The organism is Chromatiales bacterium 21-64-14, from assembly GCA_002255365.1.
In the GTDB taxonomy this organism is placed as follows: Bacteria; Pseudomonadota; Gammaproteobacteria; order 21-64-14; family 21-64-14; genus 21-64-14.
On the sequence record NCBI01000009.1, the window covers coordinates 63082 to 81639 of the forward strand.

The 18558-nt window shown below is 64.8% G+C and carries 18 protein-coding genes; 12 read left to right on the plus strand and 6 right to left on the minus strand.

Annotated features, from left to right (window positions below; all coding sequences use genetic code 11):
• The first annotated feature begins 45 nt into the window (after positions 1-45).
• The 9 genes from B7Z66_06780 to B7Z66_06820 all read left to right on the plus strand — a co-directional run bounded on the left by B7Z66_06780 (position 46) and on the right by B7Z66_06820 (position 8259).
• Entirely contained in the window at positions 46-903 is an 858-nt protein-coding gene (locus B7Z66_06780) for a glutathione ABC transporter permease GsiC (protein ID OYV76956.1), read from the plus strand.
• Positions 900-1712 (plus strand): ABC transporter permease, encoded by an 813-nt coding sequence (locus B7Z66_06785; protein ID OYV76933.1) that lies wholly within the window; start codon positions 900-902, stop codon positions 1710-1712. Before B7Z66_06780 ends, B7Z66_06785 begins: the two co-directional genes overlap by 4 nt.
• Positions 1713-1784: 72 nt before the next feature.
• Positions 1785-2837: a beta-N-acetylhexosaminidase gene (locus B7Z66_06790; protein OYV76934.1), complete on the plus strand. Its 1053-nt coding sequence runs from the start codon at positions 1785-1787 to the stop codon at positions 2835-2837.
• A 167-nt stretch (positions 2838-3004) separates the two neighbouring features.
• Positions 3005-3373 (plus strand): peroxiredoxin, encoded by a 369-nt coding sequence (locus tag B7Z66_06795; GenBank protein OYV76935.1) that lies wholly within the window; start codon positions 3005-3007, stop codon positions 3371-3373.
• 18 nt (positions 3374-3391) lie between these two features.
• Entirely contained in the window at positions 3392-3973 is a 582-nt protein-coding gene (locus tag B7Z66_06800; protein ID OYV76936.1) for a hypoxanthine-guanine phosphoribosyltransferase, read from the plus strand.
• 27 nt (positions 3974-4000) lie between these two features.
• Positions 4001-4741 (plus strand): methylthioadenosine phosphorylase, encoded by a 741-nt coding sequence (locus tag B7Z66_06805; GenBank protein OYV76937.1) that lies wholly within the window; start codon positions 4001-4003, stop codon positions 4739-4741.
• A 380-nt stretch (positions 4742-5121) separates the two neighbouring features.
• Complete coding sequence (locus B7Z66_06810; GenBank protein OYV76938.1) at positions 5122-5466, plus strand: hypothetical protein; 345 nt, start codon at positions 5122-5124, stop codon at positions 5464-5466.
• 129 nt (positions 5467-5595) lie between these two features.
• Positions 5596-6273 carry a hypothetical protein gene (locus B7Z66_06815; GenBank protein OYV76939.1) on the plus strand — a complete coding sequence of 226 codons (678 nt, stop codon included), beginning with the start codon at positions 5596-5598 and terminating at the stop codon, positions 6271-6273.
• A gap of 474 nt (positions 6274-6747) precedes the next feature.
• Positions 6748-8259: a hypothetical protein gene (locus tag B7Z66_06820; GenBank protein ID OYV76940.1), complete on the plus strand. Its 1512-nt coding sequence runs from the start codon at positions 6748-6750 to the stop codon at positions 8257-8259.
• A gap of 142 nt (positions 8260-8401) precedes the next feature.
• On the opposite strand, the gene B7Z66_06825 is transcribed toward B7Z66_06820, so the two are convergent.
• Together B7Z66_06825 and B7Z66_06830 are read right to left on the minus strand one after the other, a co-directional pair.
• Complete coding sequence (locus B7Z66_06825; protein ID OYV76941.1) at positions 8402-9175, minus strand: hypothetical protein; 774 nt, start codon at positions 9173-9175, stop codon at positions 8402-8404.
• On the minus strand, positions 9172-12675 hold the full coding sequence (locus B7Z66_06830) for a transcription-repair coupling factor (GenBank protein ID OYV76957.1): 3504 nt from the start codon (positions 12673-12675) through the stop codon (positions 9172-9174). The genes B7Z66_06825 and B7Z66_06830 overlap by 4 nt, the downstream gene beginning before the upstream one ends.
• Before the next feature lie 177 nt (positions 12676-12852).
• Between B7Z66_06830 and B7Z66_06835 the strand changes: the two genes are divergently transcribed.
• Entirely contained in the window at positions 12853-13353 is a 501-nt protein-coding gene (locus B7Z66_06835) for a hypothetical protein (GenBank protein OYV76942.1), read from the plus strand.
• Positions 13354-13381: 28 nt separating this feature from the next.
• Here the strand turns inward: B7Z66_06835 and B7Z66_06840 are convergent, their stop codons facing one another.
• The gene (locus B7Z66_06840; GenBank protein ID OYV76943.1) at positions 13382-14515 is read right to left on the minus strand and encodes a 3-deoxy-7-phosphoheptulonate synthase; all 1134 of its coding nucleotides are present in this window, start codon (positions 14513-14515) and stop codon (positions 13382-13384) included.
• A gap of 315 nt (positions 14516-14830) precedes the next feature.
• Here B7Z66_06840 and B7Z66_06845 point away from each other — a divergent pair, with 315 nt between their 5' ends.
• Positions 14831-15034 (plus strand): cold-shock protein, encoded by a 204-nt coding sequence (locus B7Z66_06845; GenBank protein OYV76944.1) that lies wholly within the window; start codon positions 14831-14833, stop codon positions 15032-15034.
• Between the two features lie 82 nt (positions 15035-15116).
• Here B7Z66_06845 and B7Z66_06850 read toward each other — a convergent pair whose 3' ends face one another.
• The 3 genes from B7Z66_06850 to B7Z66_06860 form a co-directional block, all read right to left on the minus strand.
• Positions 15117-16010 carry an acyltransferase gene (locus B7Z66_06850; protein OYV76945.1) on the minus strand — a complete coding sequence of 298 codons (894 nt, stop codon included), beginning with the start codon at positions 16008-16010 and terminating at the stop codon, positions 15117-15119.
• Positions 16011-16098: 88 nt separating this feature from the next.
• Entirely contained in the window at positions 16099-17154 is a 1056-nt protein-coding gene (locus B7Z66_06855; protein OYV76946.1) for an agmatine deiminase, read from the minus strand.
• Positions 17155-17206: 52 nt separating this feature from the next.
• The gene (locus tag B7Z66_06860) at positions 17207-17524 is read right to left on the minus strand and encodes a hypothetical protein (GenBank protein OYV76947.1); all 318 of its coding nucleotides are present in this window, start codon (positions 17522-17524) and stop codon (positions 17207-17209) included.
• 183 nt (positions 17525-17707) lie between these two features.
• Here B7Z66_06860 and B7Z66_06865 point away from each other — a divergent pair, with 183 nt between their 5' ends.
• A complete protein-coding gene (locus tag B7Z66_06865; GenBank protein ID OYV76948.1) occupies positions 17708-17986 on the plus strand; it encodes a hypothetical protein in 279 nt (92 codons plus the stop codon).
• Positions 17987-18558: the final 572 nt, after the last annotated feature.

Consider the following 18558-nt stretch of genomic DNA (forward strand, 5'->3'; position numbering starts at 1 on the left):
TTGAGTGCCGCCCTGGTGGTGGCTGGCGTGGTGGTGCTGGTCTTCATGCTGGTCCATCTGGCGCCCGGAGATCCGGTGGACGTGATGCTGGGGGAATCCGCCCTGCCCGCGGACCGTGTGGCGCTGCGCCACGCCCTGGGTCTGGACCGCCCGGTCCTCGTGCAGCTGGTCACGTACTTCCGGCACCTGCTGCACTTGAACCTGGGCACCTCCCTCTACTCCCAGCAACCGGTGGCGGAGATTCTGGCCCAGCGTATCCCCGCCACTGCGGAACTGGCGTTGGCGGCGCTGGTGGTGGCGGTATGCCTCGCGTTTCCACTGGGAATTCTGGCGGCGGTGCGCAAAGACACCCGATGGGATTATGGCGCGATGGGCTTCGCGCTGCTGGGCGTGTCGATCCCCAACTTCTGGATGGGGCCGCTGCTGATCCTGGTGTTCTCCGTGGGGCTCGGCTGGTTTCCGGTGAGCGGGCGCGCCGGGTTTTCCTCTTTAGTGCTGCCGGCGATCACGCTCGGCACCGCGATGGCGGCGATCCTCTCGCGCATGGTGCGCAGCGCCCTGCTGGAGGTGTTGGGCGAGGACTATATCCGCACCGCCCGGGCCAAGGGCCTTGCGGAGCGCACCGTCATCCTGCGCCACGGCCTGCGTAACGCCCTGCTGCCGGTGCTCACCCTGATCGGACTGCAACTGGGTACCCTGCTCGGGGGTGCGGTGATCACCGAGATGGTGTTCTCCTGGCCGGGGGTTGGCCAGCTCCTGGTGGATGCGATCCACCGGCGCGACTATCCGGTGGTCCAGGCCTGTGTATTGCTGATCAGCGTGACCTACGTGGTGGTCAACATGCTTACCGATCTGGTGTACGCGTGGGCCGATCCGCGGATGCGCGGTGGAGGCGCAGGATGAGGCGCCTCGGTGTGCCGCTGCTGGTGCTGGTGCTGTGGGCGGTGGTTGCGCTCCTCGGGCCGCTGTTGCCACTGCATCCCGATCGCATCAACCTCGGCCGGATCCTCGCGGGGCCGGGACTGCATGCCTGGCTCGGCTACGACGATCTGGGGCGCTCGGTCTGGGACCGCCTGGTGATGGGGGCACGCACGTCGCTGCTGGTGGCCAGCGCCGTAGTGGTGCTGTCCGCCAGCGTCGGCACCGTGGTCGGGGGGCTCAGCGCTTGGCTGGGCGGGACGTGGGACCGTGTCATTGTGCGGATCATCGATGTGTTCCTGGCGTTTCCCGGCATCCTGTTGGCGATTGCCCTGGCGGGTATCCTGGGCCCGGGAATCGGCAATGTGGTGTTGGCATTGTGCACCGTGGGATGGGTGGGCTTCGCGCGGTTGACCCGCGCCCAGGTCCTCTCCCTGAAGCATCGGGACCATGTCCTGGCGGCGGTGGCCCTGGGGGCGGGGCAGGGACGCATCCTGTTCCGCCACCTACTGCCCTTGACGCTGGCACCCCTGCTGGTGGAGGCCACTTTCGGCGTGGCCGGCGTGGTGATCGCGGAGGCGGGACTGTCGTTTCTCGGGCTCGGGGTGCAACCGCCAGCGGCCTCCTGGGGCAGCATGATCCGGGATGGAACGCGTTACATGCTGGTGGCTCCCCATATGGTGATCGCCCCTGGCGCGGCGTTGATGGCGGTGGTGCTGGCGGTGAATCTGCTGGGGGATCGGCTGCGGGATCGGCTGGACGTACGCAATGGTTCGACATCCCGACGCGCCTGAGGGACCGGGCTTGCCGCGCCCGGGGATTCCCGTACACTGGGCTCGCCAATGCCCCTGGACGCTGGATGCGCCATGTCCCTAGGACCCGTCATGCTCGGTATTGCGGGCCCGGTGCTCAGCGCCGCGGAACGGGACTGGCTGCGTCATCCGGCGGTGGGTGGTGTCATCCTCTTCACCCGCAATTACGCATCCCCAGAGCAGGTCACCAGCCTCACGGCGCAGATCCACGCCGCGCGCACGCCGCCGCTGCTGATCGCGGTGGATCAGGAGGGTGGCCCAGTGCAACGGTTCCGGGACGGATTCACACGGCTCCCGCCGGTGAACCGGCTGGGACGCGTCTACGATCAGGATCCGGTCCGCGCCCGGCATCTCGCGGCCCAATGCGGCTGGCTCATGGCTGCGGAACTGCGCGCGGTCGGCGTGGACCTGAGCTTCGCGCCGGTGCTCGATCTGGATCGCGGCGTGAGTGCGGTCATCGGAGAACGGGCATTTCATCGGGATCCCGAAGTGGTGGCCGACCTCGCCCAGCACTATATCCACGGCATGCAGCGCGCGGGCATGGCGGCGGTGGGTAAGCATTTCCCTGGACACGGTTCGGTGGCCGCCGACTCCCATCGGGCCCTGCCGGTGGATCCGCGCCCGCTGGAGACCTTGGGCGTGGAGGACCTGCTGCCCTTCGAACGGGCGGCCGACCAGGGCATCCCCGGGGTCATGATCGCTCATGTGCTCTATCCGGCGATCGATGCGCAACTTGCAGGCTACTCCCGCTACTGGATCCACGACGTGCTGCGCGCGCGATTGCGCTTCCAGGGTGCCGTGTTCAGCGATGACCTGGGCATGGTGGCCGCCCATGGCGCGGGCACCCTGACGGACCGTGCCAACGTCGCCCTTACGGCGGGCTGCGACATGGTGCTGGTGTGCAATGAAGGGGAGGCGACTGGCGCGGTGCTGGATGCCCTGGCAGGATACCGGGACCCCGCCGCCCAGATGCGCTTGGCGCGGATGCGGGGCGGCGGCCATGGGCTGGCACGGGATGCCATGTGCCAGCTACCCGAATGGTCGCAGGCGGTGTCCGACATTGCGGCCTGCGATCCGGACCCGGAGCTGGGTTTGGATCTGGCATGAGGGATAGGCCCGGCGGCAGCGGGGTAATTGCAGGGACGTGTGCTGGTCTTGTGCAAGCACGCCGGGTATAATTCCATGGTTTGGGTGGTGTTCAAGATTTCCTACCGGACATTGCAGGCGGCGCGCGTCCCGAGGCGGCCTGTGCACACGAGTTGGGGAGTGCAGAGATGGCAGACAAGCTTTTGATCGTCATGGTCAACACCGATCCAAGCAATGCATCGGAACTGGGCGCGCCTTTTTTCCAGGCCACAGTGGCCGCTGCTATGGAATACGAGGTGGAAGTGATACTGACGGGCCGCGCGGGTGAGCTGGCGGTAAAAGGCGTCGCGGAGAAACTCCACGTACAGGAAGGCAGCCCGAAGACGGTGTACGATTTCATCAAGGACGCCCACGAGGCTGGGGTGAAGTTCAAGGCCTGCACGCCGACTCTGGATCTCTGGGGCAGCGATCTCATCCCGGAGATTGAAGAGACCGTGGGTGGCGCCTATGTGATCAGCCAGGCCATGGACGACGATGTGGTTACCTTCACGTACTGATCGGGCCGCGCATCCGGAATGAGCTTGACGGCCCAGCAGGCACACCAAGCGTTCGCCGAAGCGGATCTGTTGCACCCGCCCGCGGACGTGGAAGCGGCCCTGGACCGTATGGCCACGGAAATCAGCGCGACGCTATCCGGCAGCGATCCCCTGGTGCTCTGCGTGATGATGGGCGGGATGATCCCCACCGCGCACCTCCTGTCCCGTTTTGATTTTCCGTTGCAGATCGACTATGTGCATGCGACCCGCTACCGGGGCAACACCCGGGGCGCGGATTTGCAATGGAAGCACAAACCGGAGACGCCCCTGGCCGGTCGGGTGGTGCTGGTGATCGACGACATCCTCGACGAAGGCTGGACCCTGGATGCGATCCTGCGCTATTGCGAGGAACAGGGGGCCAGCGCGGTACACAGCGCCGTATTGGTGAACAAGCGCCATGACCGCAAATGCCCAGTGCGGGCGGACTACACCGGCGTGGAAGTGGAGGATCGCTACGTGTTCGGCTACGGCATGGATTTTCACGGCTACCTGCGCAATGCGCCCGGGATCTATGCGGTCCGCGACGGGGAGCATGGCCACGGGCCCACAGAAGCCTCCTGACGGGACCCGAGGCGAAGGCGAATCAGCATGCCAGATCTGGCGATCATCGGAGGCACCGGGCTCACGAGTCTGAACGGGCTGGAGATCACCCGCCGCGAGGTGGTGCAGACGCCGTACGGGGAGCCCTCCGGTCCCCTGACCTACGGCGTGCTATTCGGGCGCGAGGTGGTATTCCTGGCCCGCCATGGTTACGGTCACACCATCCCGCCCCATCAAGTCAACTACCGCGCCAATCTGTGGGCCCTGCGGCACACCGGCATCACTCGCGTGCTGGCAGTGGCGGCGGTGGGGGGCATCAGTGGTGACCTGCGACCCGGCCGGCTGGCAGTTCCCGATCAGATCATCGACTACACCTGGTCGCGTGCCCATACCTTCTTCGAGGGCGAGCTCCCCCACGTCACCCACATCGATTTCACGCAGCCCTATTGTGAGGAACTGCGGGCCTTGCTGATCGAGGCCGCGCGGCGTGCCGCACTGGACGCGTGGGAGCGTGGCACCTATGGCGCCACCCAGGGCCCGCGCCTGGAGACCGCAGCGGAGGTCGACCGGCTGGAGCGCGACGGTTGCGACATGGTGGGCATGACGGGCATGCCGGAGGCGGCCCTCGCGCGCGAGCTGGAGTTCTGTTATGCCACTTGCGCCGTGGTGGCCAACAAGGCCGCCGGACGCGGGGCAGCGCAGATCACTATGGGTGATATCGAAAGGCACCTCAAGGATGGGATGGACCGGGTCCGTTTGCTGTTGGAGCACTTGGTCCAACTGCTCTGACGCGGGTTCCGCCCGGGTCCCGCGGGTCGGCCGGGTCGCTCGAGCGATGGAGGCAGGGTATGCGCAGACTCATGACCGGGATCGGCGGCTTCTTCGGCAGTTGGGGCGGCTGGGCGTTGGGTGCCCACTTCGGCATTGGTTCTGCCGTTCTGTTGAGCATGGTGGGTACTGGTCTGGGGGTATACGTGGGCTGGCGCATCATGCAGGAATATCTCAGCTGAGTCCCGGTGCCTGGGCGCGGCGCCGGCCGACCCCGGCGTAGTCACGCGCGCGCATGGGTTTCAACGGCGCGATAGGGGCGAACATGACGTGACGTGCGGGATATTGCCCGGCGCGCGCCCCGGCTGGAAAATCCGGTTGGTCCCCCTGGAGCGCATCCGATGGACCCCATGGACCTGCTGCCCCCCGCTTTGCGCGACCTGTCCCGCTCCGCCACGCAAGCGGTGCTGCCCTACGAGGAGTCGCTCGCGGCCATCGAGATCTTCGAGCGCTCGCGCTATGCGGTTTGCCACTGGGAACCGTGCGATGAGCCGCGCGCGGAAGGGGAGATCCAGCGCCGGTCCGGCGAGCCCTGGGCGGACTACGTCCACCGTTGCGCGGAATCGGTCCGGCGGGCGCTGCACGCGAGTGCCATGGCATCCGGGAGGTCCGAGGCGCACGGTGGCGGCTCCACTTGGTATCGCTTGGCGGTGCGGGTGCCGACCGGGTCCGCCGGAATTCGTTAGACATTCGCCCGGTTCCCCGCTATCCTTTCCGCCGCTCGGCGTTGGGGTCCCCAGGGTGGTTCTGGGGTAATCCCGAGCATGCCGGGGAACTCATCCGCACCGAATTGGTCACATTCCCGACGGTAGGTGATGTCGGGCAAACCGCCTCGCGCAAGGGGGCCCAGTCGAGACCCCGGCCCGGTTGGTGGCATGACCCCGTATGAGGACCCTGATTCGGTGGACAGTGGTGCCCAGGACACGATATTGGTGGCCATCGATGAGTCGCGCAACGCGCTGACCGCGGCGCGGGTCGGTGCCGGTCTCGCCGGATTGCTGGATGCGCGGCTGTGGCTGATACACGTGTTGGGCCTTCCCGGCATGATGGTTTGGGGTGCTGTAGCGGCGCGGATGCGGGGTAATATCCGTGCCCAGGCCGAGGCCCTGCTGAGCGGCGCAGCGCGGCGCCTCCAAGGGGATTCCGAGATCGCGCCCGAATGGGTGGTGGCGGAAGGCGTTGCGGACTTGGAAGTCGCGCGCGCGGTAGCGGCGGACCCACGGACCCTGATGGTGATCACCGGCCGGCGCGGATTGTCGAGCGAGAAAAGGGTCGGGTTGCGCGCGCGCCGTACCGGTCACCTCGGCTCGCGGCTGGCGGTCTTGCTGCCGGTCCCGGTGCTGGTTGTGCCTCCGGATCCAGCGTTCACTCGTCTGTCTATGCGAGCGGCGGCGGCCTCCGTGGGCGGGAGCGCAGCGCACGCGCCGCAGTGGCGCGGGAACCCGCGGGAATCATTGAAATCACTGATCGATAATCTGGCATGGAACACGTGAATATCTTTCTTTCGAGCGTACACGTCGACTTGAGATCCTTCCCCGCCTGAGGTTTACGGATTCCTACGGTGCGCACCCAGATCTGGATCTTCACTGCGTTGGCCGAAGCGCCGACGAAAGTCGTGATCCCCAGGTTTTGCTTATCCGCGTTGGCGAACAGCTCCAGCTTCCAACGATATTTGTAGAAGGCATTGATGGTCGGAAAATCCAGTCCGTGATGGTTGATCAGGAACACCAGTGCCTGGTTGGCATCCTCCCGTCCGTCTTGATGTGGCGCCGCAGGTGCGGTTTCTTGGCGCCGACGTCCGTCCGGCGGATGGCAGGTCATCATGATCTGTTTTGGATTAGAGTGAAGAGCCATAGCTTAAGTCAGGCACGCCTAACCGGTATTCGTGAGCTAGCACTCCATATTCGCGCAGCAATACCGACTAACGATACCGTGGGCCGCGAAATATATTTATCGTATGGAGGACAATGTTGATGTCGCAATTGCCGCACCCTTTCTTTTCGAGTCACCCGAAATGGCGCTGGTTTATTTTGCTAACGGTTCTCATCGGCGCGACCATGTCGGCGCTGGACGTCAGCATAGTGAACGTAGCGTTACCGACATTGCAGACCGATTTCGGCGTTACCCTCTCGGCCATCGAGTGGGTCGCCATGGCATACATGCTAACGCTAACAATTTTCTTGCCATTGTTTGGTAGGCTCGCCGACATTTTCGGGCGCAGCAAGATGTATAACGCCGGATTTGTGGTTTTTACCATTGGATCCGCGCTATGCGGATTGGCGCCATCCGCAGGAGCGCTCGTGGGCGCGCGCGTGTTGCAAGCGATCGGAGCGGGTCTCCTTCAGGCAAATTCGATCGCTCTTATTACTCAGGCGTTTCCATCGAATGAGCGTGGCCGTGCGATCGGAATTCAGGGCGCGGTACAGGCAGTAGCCATGTCCATTGGACCATTCGTAGGCGGTATTCTAGTTTCGTCCGTGGGCTGGCGTTTCATTTTTTACGTGAACGTTCCGATAGGGATTATCGGCACCTTTGCGGCCCTTTACATTTTGCCGGCCGCAGTATCGAGCGCAAAGCGAGAGAAAATTGATTATTTTGGAACGTTGGTTTTTGCAACTGGCCTCGCGTTCCTGGTGCTCGGCGTGAACGAGGGCGAGAAGTTCGGCTGGGGATCCAACATCATTCTGATCTATTTCAGCTTGGCGGTCGTGCTTCTATCTGCGTTCGTGTACACAGAATTGAAGGTAGAGCACCCGATGATCGATTTGACGTTATTCAAGCGCTATGCGTTTGCGGCGGGGAATGTATCGGGACTGCTTTCCTACTATGTCTTGTTTGCGGTACTGTTTTTGATGCCGTTTTATTTGGAGCAAATCGTTGGCGATAACCCGGTGATAACTGGAACCATCCTCACGCCGATCCCGCTTGCAATGGCGGTGGTGGCGCCGTTCGCGGGCTATATTTCCGACAAATATGGATCCAGGGCGATTACGACGCTGGGAATGGTGGTTTGCGCGCTGTCGACAGCGCAGTTATTTTTTATTGGCCAACATCCGAACATGTTGGTATTGGTGTTGGATTTGATTGTCCTGGGCATTGGGATGGGACTTTTTACTCCGCCCAACAATTCGTCCATTATGGGGGCAGTCCCAACGGAACGGCTTGGTGTCGCGGGCGGCGTTCTGAATATGATGCGCTCGCTGGGGCTTATTTTCGGGGTTGACATCTCCGGCATGATCTTCAGCTCGATCGAGAACGGCTTTGTCCGTAAACACGGTATGTTTACTTCACATACGTATCATCATGCCCACATTCCTGCCCAGCTGCATAATGAGGCTTTTTTGAGTGGGTTTTCTGTTGTACTGCTGACGTTGGTTGGTATCAGCGTCGTTGCGGCCTTGTTATCGGTTGCAAAGAAAGACGTCGTGGTGGATCCGGATCGCAAGGGAGAACTTGCTGAGCCGATTGACCTCATGTAGAGGTCATTGCAAGCCGGGAGAGACGTTCGTTCGTAATGGGTCGGTGTGTCTAAATGCGCATCGCAGCAGGGTCCGACACGCCGCACGGGCGGCCGAGACGTATTTTGAGATCGGGTCTGACCTTGTTTGCGCCCGCCGCGCGTTACTCCGCTGCGGGGGATGTCGGGCCCGTGTCGTTGGTTTTGTCCGCGGCGGGCGGGGACGTGTCCAGTGGGGTGCCGGATACCTGGATGGGGCGCGCCTGGAGCAATACACCGAATACCGGGTGATCGAAATAATTCAGCACACCGGGGTCGATGCGCCGTTGCTGGTGCATACGGTACACCGGTAATGAGATCGAGGTCGGAGTGCCCGCTGTCGCTGTGCCGTCGGGCCGGTAGAGCAGGTCCACGGCGACGTGCAAATAGCGGGTACGACTCAGCTGCACAGTCCCGTTTAAGGTCCCATCGGGAAGTTGGATGTGGACGGGACGCGCGGCCGTGGGGCCGACCCCCGGTTGCTGCCAGGCCACATGGAGCAACACCCGGTAGCGGGGCGAGGCGGACAAGATCTGGTCCACCCGGTTCAACCGGAACTGCTGGTGTGCGAGCGTCTGGTACGGGACCGGCTGGCCCGAAGTCGCTGGGGTTGACGATGACGAGGTCCCCGGCGCCAGCACCGGGGCTGGCGGTACGTCATTGGGCGACGCCCCTGGCGCGCTCAGTTCCACGGCGCCTTGCAGGTCCGGTTGGCCTGGATTGGCGGGCCAGGTTTCGCCGGCTCCGGGGTCTGGAGTGATTCGGGCGAACACGATCAGCTCCACGTCGTACCACGACGCGGGCGTGTCCGCCGCCCACGCCGGCACCATCAGCCAGGTGGTTGCACCCAACATCACGAATCCGAGTATCCGCAGTCCTTTGACGGTAATTCGTCTCACGGGCTTTCTCCTCCGGCCAAGTAGTCCAGCATGCGCGTAACGGCTGCGATCCGCGCGTCCGGATCAGGAAGTTCCTTGGTTATGCGCAAAGTGTCGCTGCCCTGCAACCGGTACGTCGAGGGCTGCTTCTGGATCAGTCGCATGATACGCGCCGGATCGAGCGCGGGACGTGGTGCGAACACAAACCGCCCACCACCGGTGCCCATTTCGATCCGGGTCAGGTCCAGGGTGGCGGCCCGGAGCTTGAGTTCGGCGAGCCGGAACAAGTTCTTCGCAGGTGGCGGTAACAAGCCGAAGCGATCGATCATTTCCACCTGTAGTTCGCGTAGATCGTCCGCGGAGCGCGCGCTGGCGATTCGTTTATAGAGGCTCAGGCGCATGTGCACGTCGGGCAGATAACCGTCGGGGAGCAGGGCGGGCAGTTGCAGGTCGAGCTCCGGCCCGTGGTCCAGTTGCAGGTCCAGATCCGGTTCCCGTCCTGCTTTGAGGTCGCGCACCGCGCGTTCCAGGAGTTCGTTGTAGAGGTCGAAGCCGATCTCATGGATTTGCCCGCTTTGTTCGTCACCCAGCAGCTCGCCCGCGCCACGGATCTCCAGGTCGTGGGTGGCAAGGGTGAACCCGGCTCCAAGATCCTCCAGCGCGGTGATGGCCTCCAGACGTTTTACCGCGTCCGGCGTAAGCAGGGATTGGGGCGGTACCACCAAGTACGCGTAGGCGCGGTGGTGGGAGCGGCCCACCCGTCCGCGCAGTTGATGGAGTTGGGCCAGGCCGAAGCGGTCGGCGCGGTGAATGATGATGGTGTTCGCGCTCGGCACGTCGATGCCGCTTTCGATAATCGTGGTGCACACCAGCACGTTGAACCGCTGATGATGGAAGTCCAGCATCACCTGTTCCAGCTCGCGCTCCCGCATTTGTCCATGCGCGATGCGCACCGATGCCTCCGGTACCAAGACCGCCACGTCCCGGGCGATGCGGGCAATGTCCTTGACTTCGTTATGCAGGAAATAGACTTGACCGCCGCGGGCGATCTCCCGCAGGCACGCCTCGCGCAGCAACCGGTTTTCCCACTGGCACACGAAGGTCTTGATGGACAACCGGCGCGCCGGCGGGGTCGCGATAATGGACAGGTCCCGAAGCCCCGCGAGCGCCATGTTGAGGGTGCGCGGAATCGGCGTGGCGGTGAGGGTGAGCATGTCCACCTCAGTGCGCAGCGCCTTGAGCCGCTCCTTGTGGCGTACGCCGAAGTGGTGTTCCTCGTCGACGATCACCAGCCCCAAATCCTTGAAACGCACGTTGCCCTGCAGTAGCCGGTGGGTGCCGATCACGATGTCCACCGTGCCGGCGGCGAGTTCCTTCACTACCGCGTCCTGTTGTTTGCGGGATTCGAACCGGGATAGGGATTCGACGCGCACCGGCCAATCGGCGAAACGGTCCTGGAAGGTTTGCAGATGCTGCTGGGCAAGCAGGGTGGTGGGTACCAGTACGGCGACCTGGCGGCCATCCTGCACGGCGATGAATGCGGCACGCAGGGCTACCTCGGTCTTCCCGAAACCCACGTCGCCGCAGACCACCCGGTCCATGGGTCGCGGCGTCGCCATGTCGGCCAGGACGCTGGCGATGGCCGTCTCTTGGTCCGGGGTCTCTTCGAAGGGAAATGCAGCCGCGAACGCGGCGTAGTCCTCTCCCTGCGTCCGGAACGCATGTCCGCTGCGCGCCGCGCGCCGTGCGTAGATCTCCAGCAGTTCCGCCGCCACGTCCCGGATCCGTTCCGACGCCCGGCGCCTCACCCGCTGCCACTGATCGCCGCCCAGTTTGTTCAGAGGCGCGGACTCCGGCGCCGACCCGCTGTAACGGCTCACCAGATGCAGTGAGGAAACCGGCACGTAGAGCCGATCGCCTCCGGCGTACTCCAGGTTCAGAAATTCAGTAGTGACGCCGCCCACCGTGAGATGTTGGAGGCCCTGGTAGCGGCCCACGCCGTGGTCCTCATGCACCACGGGGGCGCCGACATGCAGGTCGCCCAGGTCGCGGATCAGGTTTTCGGCGTCCCGCACCGGTGATTCGCGGCGCGTCTGGCGCACCCGCTCTCCCAGGAGCCGCGCCTCCGGCACCACCGCCACTTGGGGTTCCGCCAGGATCAGACCGTCCTCCAGCGCGGCTACGGCGATGCCGAAGCGTCCGTCCGCAGCCAGAAAACCGCGCCAGCCGTCCCGGTTCTCCGGTTGGATCCCGTACGCCGCGAGACGCTCGCGCAGCGATTCCCGGCGCCCGGGGGTATCCGCGACGAACAGTACACGACCGTCGAATCCTCCGAGGAATTCCTCCAGCGCAGCGTGGGGAAACGCGCTGCGCGCGTCCCGGGCAAACGCCGGCAATTCGGCCAGCGCGAAGCCCGTCGATGGAGCCCCATCCGCAGTGTCCGCCGCGCCCCGATCGAGGATTTGTACAGACGGAAAGGCGGCCAAGCGGGCGTTCATATCGCCTGGGGCGAGATAGAGCTTTTCCGGTACCAGCAGCGGCCGTTCCCGATCGTGACGTCCCTGCTCGTAACGCACCTGGACTTCGTCCCAGAAATGCGTGGCGGCGGTTTCCACGCCCGCGGCCTCTACCAGGACGGTGCCCTCGGGTAAATAGTCGAACAGGCTCGCGGTATGGGGGAAAAACAGCGGCAAGTAGTATTCCACCCCTCCGGGGGCCAGCCCATGGCTGACGTCCCGGTAGATGGGGCTGGCCTGGGGGTCGCCTTCGAAGCAGGCCCGGAATGCACCGCGGAACTGGCGTATCGCCTCTTCGGTCAAGGGGAACTCGCGTGCCGGCAGCAGATGTACCGATCCGACTTGGTCCAGGGTGCGCTGGTTCTCGGGATCAAAGGTGCGCAGGGATTCGACTTGGTCGTCGAACAGGTCGATCCGGTAGGGCAGGCGGCTGCCCATGGGGTAGAGATCCATCACCGCCCCGCGCACCGCGTATTCCCCGCGTTCCATCACCTGGGATACACACCGGTAGCCGCTCGCCTCCAGGCGCCGGCGCATCGGCTCGGGATCGAAGCGCTGGCCGACGTTTAGCAGCAGGCAGTGGGCATCGAGAAATTCCCGCGGCACGAGCCGCTGCATCAGGGTCGGTGCCGGGACGATCAGGACGCCGCGATCCAGACTGGGCAGGCGGTACAGGGTGGAAAGGCGCTGGGAGATGATGTCCTGATGGGGCGAGAAGGCGTCGTAGGGCAGGGTCTCCCAATCCGGAAACGCCAGGACGGTGAGAGCCGTGTCGTCGGCGAAGAAGCGCAACGCGGTTTCCAGGCGCGCCGCAGCGGCCATGTCCGGCACCACCACCAGCAGCACGCCCCGTGCCCGCGCGGCGGCGCCAGCCAACAGCAGCCCGGTGGCACTGCCCGGTGGCATCGCCCAGCGCAGGCGCTCCCCGGCTTGGGCGGGCAGCACCGGGTGCAGCGGGTCGGCGCCCTGGGCGGCGCGGGGAATTTGGTTGGCAGGCCGGGACATCGTCAGCGGGTTTGGGCCGTCGGCGCCATGGTGCGCCATCCTGGGGGCCAGTCGGATCGAAACGGGCTCCATTCTCCCATATTTTGACGGGCAGTGCCTGGCCCCAGGTCCCGATAGTTTACGGCTCTGTTAGAATAATCCTGGCACACGCAAGCGGGCGGCCGAAGAGGTCATGCCATGCACGAACCTCGCGCGGTAGACTCCCACAAACTGGTGACCTTGCAGTACTCGCTCCGCAATGGAGACGGGGTGACGATTCGTGAGCCCCACGGCGCGCCAATCCGCTACGTCCACGGGGTGGGGCAACTGTTTTCGAAGCTCGAGACGGCGTTGGCGGGCCATCGCCCTGGGGATGTGCTGCGGGTAAAGTTGTTCCCGGGTGACGCTTTTGGGGAGCGGGATCTTGATCTCGTGATCGACGTACCCCGGGACGACTTGCCGGCGGGGGAACCCATCGAGGTTGGCGGTCCGGTGATCGGCGCGGCCAGCGACGGCACCCAGGTGCGCTTCACCGTCACGGCGATCGAGGCGGACCGGATTTCCCTGGACGGCAATCATCCCCTGGCAGGCCAGACCCTGGTCTTCGAACTGGAGATCCAGGGCGTGCGCGATGCCACCGAGGCGGAAATCGAGGCGGCCCGGCAGCAGGTCGGGGGCGCCGGCGCGGGTTCGGGCTGATCCGCGCCGGGACCTGTGCGGTGGCGGCTCAGGCCGCAGCGGTGGGCGTCTTCGCGTAGCGTTCCGCCAGGGCGGTGCGTTTCTCGTAGGCGGCGCGGGCGATCTGCACGTCTTCCAGGAAATGCGGCAACTCCGCCAGGGTGAGGGCCTGAGGGCCGTCCACCAGGGCCTTGCTGGGCTCCGGGTGGAAGTCCACCAGGATCATGTTGGCCCCGGCGATCACGCCCTGGGCCGTGACCTGGAAGATGTCCAGCAGACCGTCCGGATTCCGGTCCCGGTTGCCTACCGAGTGGGATGGGTCCACGCAGACCGGCATCCGCGTCAGACGCTTGACCACTGGCACATGGGCGAAGTCCACGAAGTTGCGATGCGGGTCCGCCATGTTGGTCTTCATGCCGCGCAACCCGAACACCACCCGGTGATTTCCTTCGCTGGCGAGATATTCCGCCGCGTTCAGCGATTCCTCCAGCGTGATTCCGAACCCGCGCTTGAGCAGCACCGGGAATTCCCGTTGTCGTCCCACACTCTTCAGGAGTTCGAAGTTCTGGGTGTTGCGGGTGCCGATCTGGAGCAGGATCCCGGTGGGTCGGCCGGACTGTTCCAGGGCGTTGGTGATCTCCCGGACATGCGAGTCGTGGGTCACCTCCATGGCGATCACGCGGATCCCGTGCTTGCCTGCCAGCTCAAATACATAGGGCAAGCAGGTCTTGCCGTGACCCTGGAAGGAATAGGGGCTGGTACGGGGTTTGTAGGCACCCATGCGGGTGCAGACCTGCCCGTGTTCCTTCAGGGCTTGCATCATCTGCCCTACGTGCTTGGGTTCGTCCACGGCGCATAGGCCCGCGAACACGTTCAGATTGTCCTGACCGAAACGCACCCCGTTGTATTCGAAGGCGGTGTTGCGGTGATCGTCCTTGTGCCGTCCGAGCACCCGGTATTCTTCAGATACCCGGACCACCCGCTCGACGCAGGGCAATCCCGCCATCTCTTCCACGGTCAGGGAGGCGGTATCGCCAATCAGGTAGATCTCGGTGAGGATTTGCTGTGAACCCGTCTCCTGATGCACCCGGATCTGGATGTTGCGCAGATTGGTGAGATGCTCCAGCAGTTGGCGGTATTCCGCGCCTTCGGGATTGGTATCAGGAGTCAGAATCAGGATCATGACCAGGTCCGGTTCAGGGGTCGCTCGGTCGGCTGACGGGTTGCAGAAGGGCCCGCGTTAAGCCCCTCATTATTGCATATTTTTCTTGCCGGGTGGACGCATGGACCGCGGGCGCGGCAGGCTGCGGGCCCTACCCCCCGTAGGGGTTTGTAAAGCCTCAGGGACCGGAATAGGATAGATTTCCGGCGTTCCGCGCAGGGCATGGCGGGGCTGCAGGAGGAAAGGCCGGTGCAGGTTCCGCCGGTGCATACCGGCGTTGGATCTGCACAGGAGTACAGCGAACGACAATAAAGCAGTACATAAGAGGAAGGATGCATGCAAAACGGAACCGTGAAATGGTTTAATCAGGCACGGGGCTACGGGTTCATTACCCCAAGCGATGGCACAGAAGACGTTTTCGTCCACTATTCCACGATCGAGGCCGAGGGATTCAAGACCCTGAAAGAAGGCCAGCCGGTGGAGTTCGACGCGACCCGCGGTCCGAAGGGACTGCAAACTACCCGGGTGGTGCCCCAGTAGTACCGCCGGGGGGAACCGGGCCCCGGGGTGTGGCGTGCGGGCGCCACACCCCGGTGGCACGGGATTCCGGCCGGTGCGGATATCAGTCCCGGTAGCGGCGGAGCAGGTCTCCGTAGGCGTCGATGCGGCGATCCCGGAAATAGGGCCAGATGCGTCGCAGCCGTTCGCTGCGCGCGAGTGGCAGGGTGGCCAGGGTGACCTCCGCGTCCTGTGCGGAGGCCATGGCGAGGATTTCCCCTTGCGGGCCCGCCGCGAAGCTGGAACCCCAAAACTGAATCCCGGGACCAGCCTCAATGGGGTGGGGCTCGGTACCGGTGCGGTTGCACACTACCACCGGCAGGGCATTGGTCACTCCATGGGCACGTTGGACGGTGATCCATGCGTCGCGTTGGCGCTGCCGCTCGTCCTCCGGGTCGCTGGGATCCCAGCCGATCGCGGTGGGATAAAGCAGTACCTCGGCCCCGGCCAGCGCCATCAGCCGCGCGGCTTCCGGATACCACTGGTCCCAACATACCAACACCCCCAGTCGCCCGACTCCGGTATCGATGGGTGTGAAGCCCAGGTCCCCGGGTGTGAAGTAGAATTTTTCATGGAATCCCGGATCATCGGGAATGTGCATCTTGCGATAACGTCCCGCCACGCTGCCGTCCCGGTCCAGCACCACCGCCGTGTTGTGATAGACGCCGGCGGCGCGCCGCTCGAACAGCGATGCGACGATCACCACGGAGAGTTCCGCCGCCAGCGTGGAGAGCCGTTCGGTGGTGGGGCCCGGCACCGGTTCCGCCCAGTCGAAACAGGCCGGGTCCTCGGTCTGGCAGAAGTACCGCGTGGTGTGCAGTTCCTGGAGCAGGATCAACTGCGCGCCCTGGCGGGCGGCGGCGCGGATGCCGGCGATGCTGGTTTCCAGATTGACGCTCCGGTCCGCGGTGCATGGGTGCTGCACCATGCCAACTGTCAGCGTGTCCAGTTTACCCATGTGAGGATTCGCGTCTGCACCGGCCTTGGGGAAGGCCCATGATCATGGTCGGCCGCGACGGGATTGTCAAAGGATGGGAGGCGCGGGTTCAGGGCCGGCCACAGCCGACCGCCGCGGACAGTTGCATGGTCACGCAGTGCAGGCTGCCGTATTGATACAGCAGTGGTGTGCAGGACACCGGCACCACTTCCCGGTCCGGAAAGGCGCGGCGCAAGCGGGCGAGGGCGACCGCGTCGGCGGGATCGCCATAGACCGGCACCAGCACGGCGCCGTTGATCACCAGGAAATTGGCGTAACCCGCCGGCAGGCGGTGTCCCTCCGCGTTGCGCACCGCACCGGGCATGGGCAGCGGGATCAGGCGGTAGGGGCGCCCGTCCCGGGTACGGAATCCTTCCAGCTCCCGGGCCATGGCGCGCAGCTCCGGATAGTGCTCGTCCAGGGGGTCTTCGCAGTCCTGGTAGGCGATGGTGCCCGAATCACAGAACCGGGCCAGGGTGTCCACGTGCCCGTCGGTGTCGTCGCCGGCCAGGGCGCCGTGCTCCAGCCATAGGATGCGCGTCACCCCGAGCAATTCCGCCAGCCGCCGTTCCATGCCGGCCCGGTCCAGGCCCGGGTTGCGGGTGGCGGCCAGCAGACACCGGCGGGTGGTCAACAAGGTCCCCGCACCGTCGCCATCGATCGCGCCGCCCTCCAGGATCAGGTCAGTGCCTACGCGTGCGCTGTCACCGAAGGCGCGCAGGGCATGGAGGCGGGCGGTAATCTGATCGTCCAGCTCCGCGGGATACTTGCCGCCCCAGCCGTTGAAGTGGAAGTCCACCAGCACCGGGCCCGCGGCGCCCAGCACCGTGATCGGCCCGTGGTCCCGGGCCCAGGTGTCGTTGGACGGCACGATATGGAGATGCAATCGCTCCGCCGCCACGTCCGCCGCGCGCAGCAGGTCGGCGACGTGGATCTGATGGTCTTGGTCCCGGCATACGATCCACAGGGATTCGAAGCGCGCCACCTGGCGGGCGATCTCCACAAACACGGGTTCCACCTGGGACAGCCAGGGCTTAAAGTCCCCATGCCCATGTGGCCAAGTCAGCAGAATACCGCTCTGTGGCTCCCATTCCGCTGGGAGCCGGAGCCCGGCGCGTGCGGTCATGGGGCGAGTGGGGGCAGGGACGTGTGGCCTGGGGCCACGGTCACGGGCTCGATCATTGGGGATGTAGCGCCGCCTGTGGATGGTCCAGAACGGCGCGGATCACATACTGGTCCTCGAAATACACGGTGTAGTTCTTATAGACCCAACGGGTGATGGGCGGCTTGCCCACCGCCGGAAGCTTCTGCTCCGGGGCTCCGTAGGTCTTCTCCACCTGGGCCATGGTCAGGCCCCGGGTGGGACGCGGGACCCCAGCGGCGTCGTTGGCCGGTTCGTGGTGGATGGCGTCCAGCAGGAACGTGTCCGCTCCCGCCATCGGCATCCCGATTCCCAGTAGCAGCGCTACCGACAGCACGAGGCGCATCGTTGCCATGGCATAGGCCCTTTCATCGCATCCACATCGCTTGTGGTGGGTCGACTATACCACCGTGGCCTGGTGCACTGAACTGGCGTTCCACCGAATCGTGATCCCGGTCACGGCCGGGCACGGGTGTCGGCACAGGGTTTTCCCCTAAGCGCCATGTCACAGGGCCGGCGCAGGCCCTGCCCGCGGGATGTGCGGCTGCGGTTCTTGCTGGAGGCCTTGCATTTTGTGCGCCTGAGCAGCGTGGTAGGAGTACTCTTCGGGATCACCGCTGCTTGGTTGGTCAACCGCATCGTCGCCATGACTGTGGTGGCAACGCAGTGGGCGGCGGGCCTGGCGTTCGTGGTGGACGCGGGCATCGGTATCTTCTCCGGTTGGTATTCGGCACGCCCAGCCGCGCGCCTGCAAGCCATCGAGGCCCTACGGCACGAGTCGTTCCTGCAACTGGCTGCTAGGAACGCGCCAGACTGACTTCTAGGCGCGCGATCCTGAACAGCGTGCGGTCGCGCGTGGCTCATCGGCACATCATTACGGCCCTGTGTCCGCAACGGGATGGGTTGAGTACGCCGGCACCGCGGCCCCTGGCGACGGTGGTGCGGGGTGTAGGATTGCCTTTCATCCACGGCATCGCACCGGCGGCGCAAGGGTCGATCGGATGGGCGGGCCCGTCGGTCGCGGATGGGGGCATGCACGCGGAAGCCAAGTTTGCGGTTCCCGCCGCACCGTCAACGGATCCACGACGTCCGCGGGCGAGGAGTAGCGGGGACGCGGCTCTGCACGGCGGTTTTCTCAAGGACGCGGACGCGCAGGCCGCTATAGCTTCCGCCAGGACCCGGCGATCGGCACAACGGAAGCAGCGAGGGATCTTCATGAGCGCATCGGAACGGCCACCATCATTGCAGGATGGTGCAGGATCCGCCCCGGCTAACGTATCCGGGACCGCGCACAAGGCCCTGCGCATCAATCTCGACCCGGAGACCTACGGGACGATCGCGGAAATCGGCGCTGGGCAGGAGACGGCGCGCTGGTTCTTCCGGGTCGGC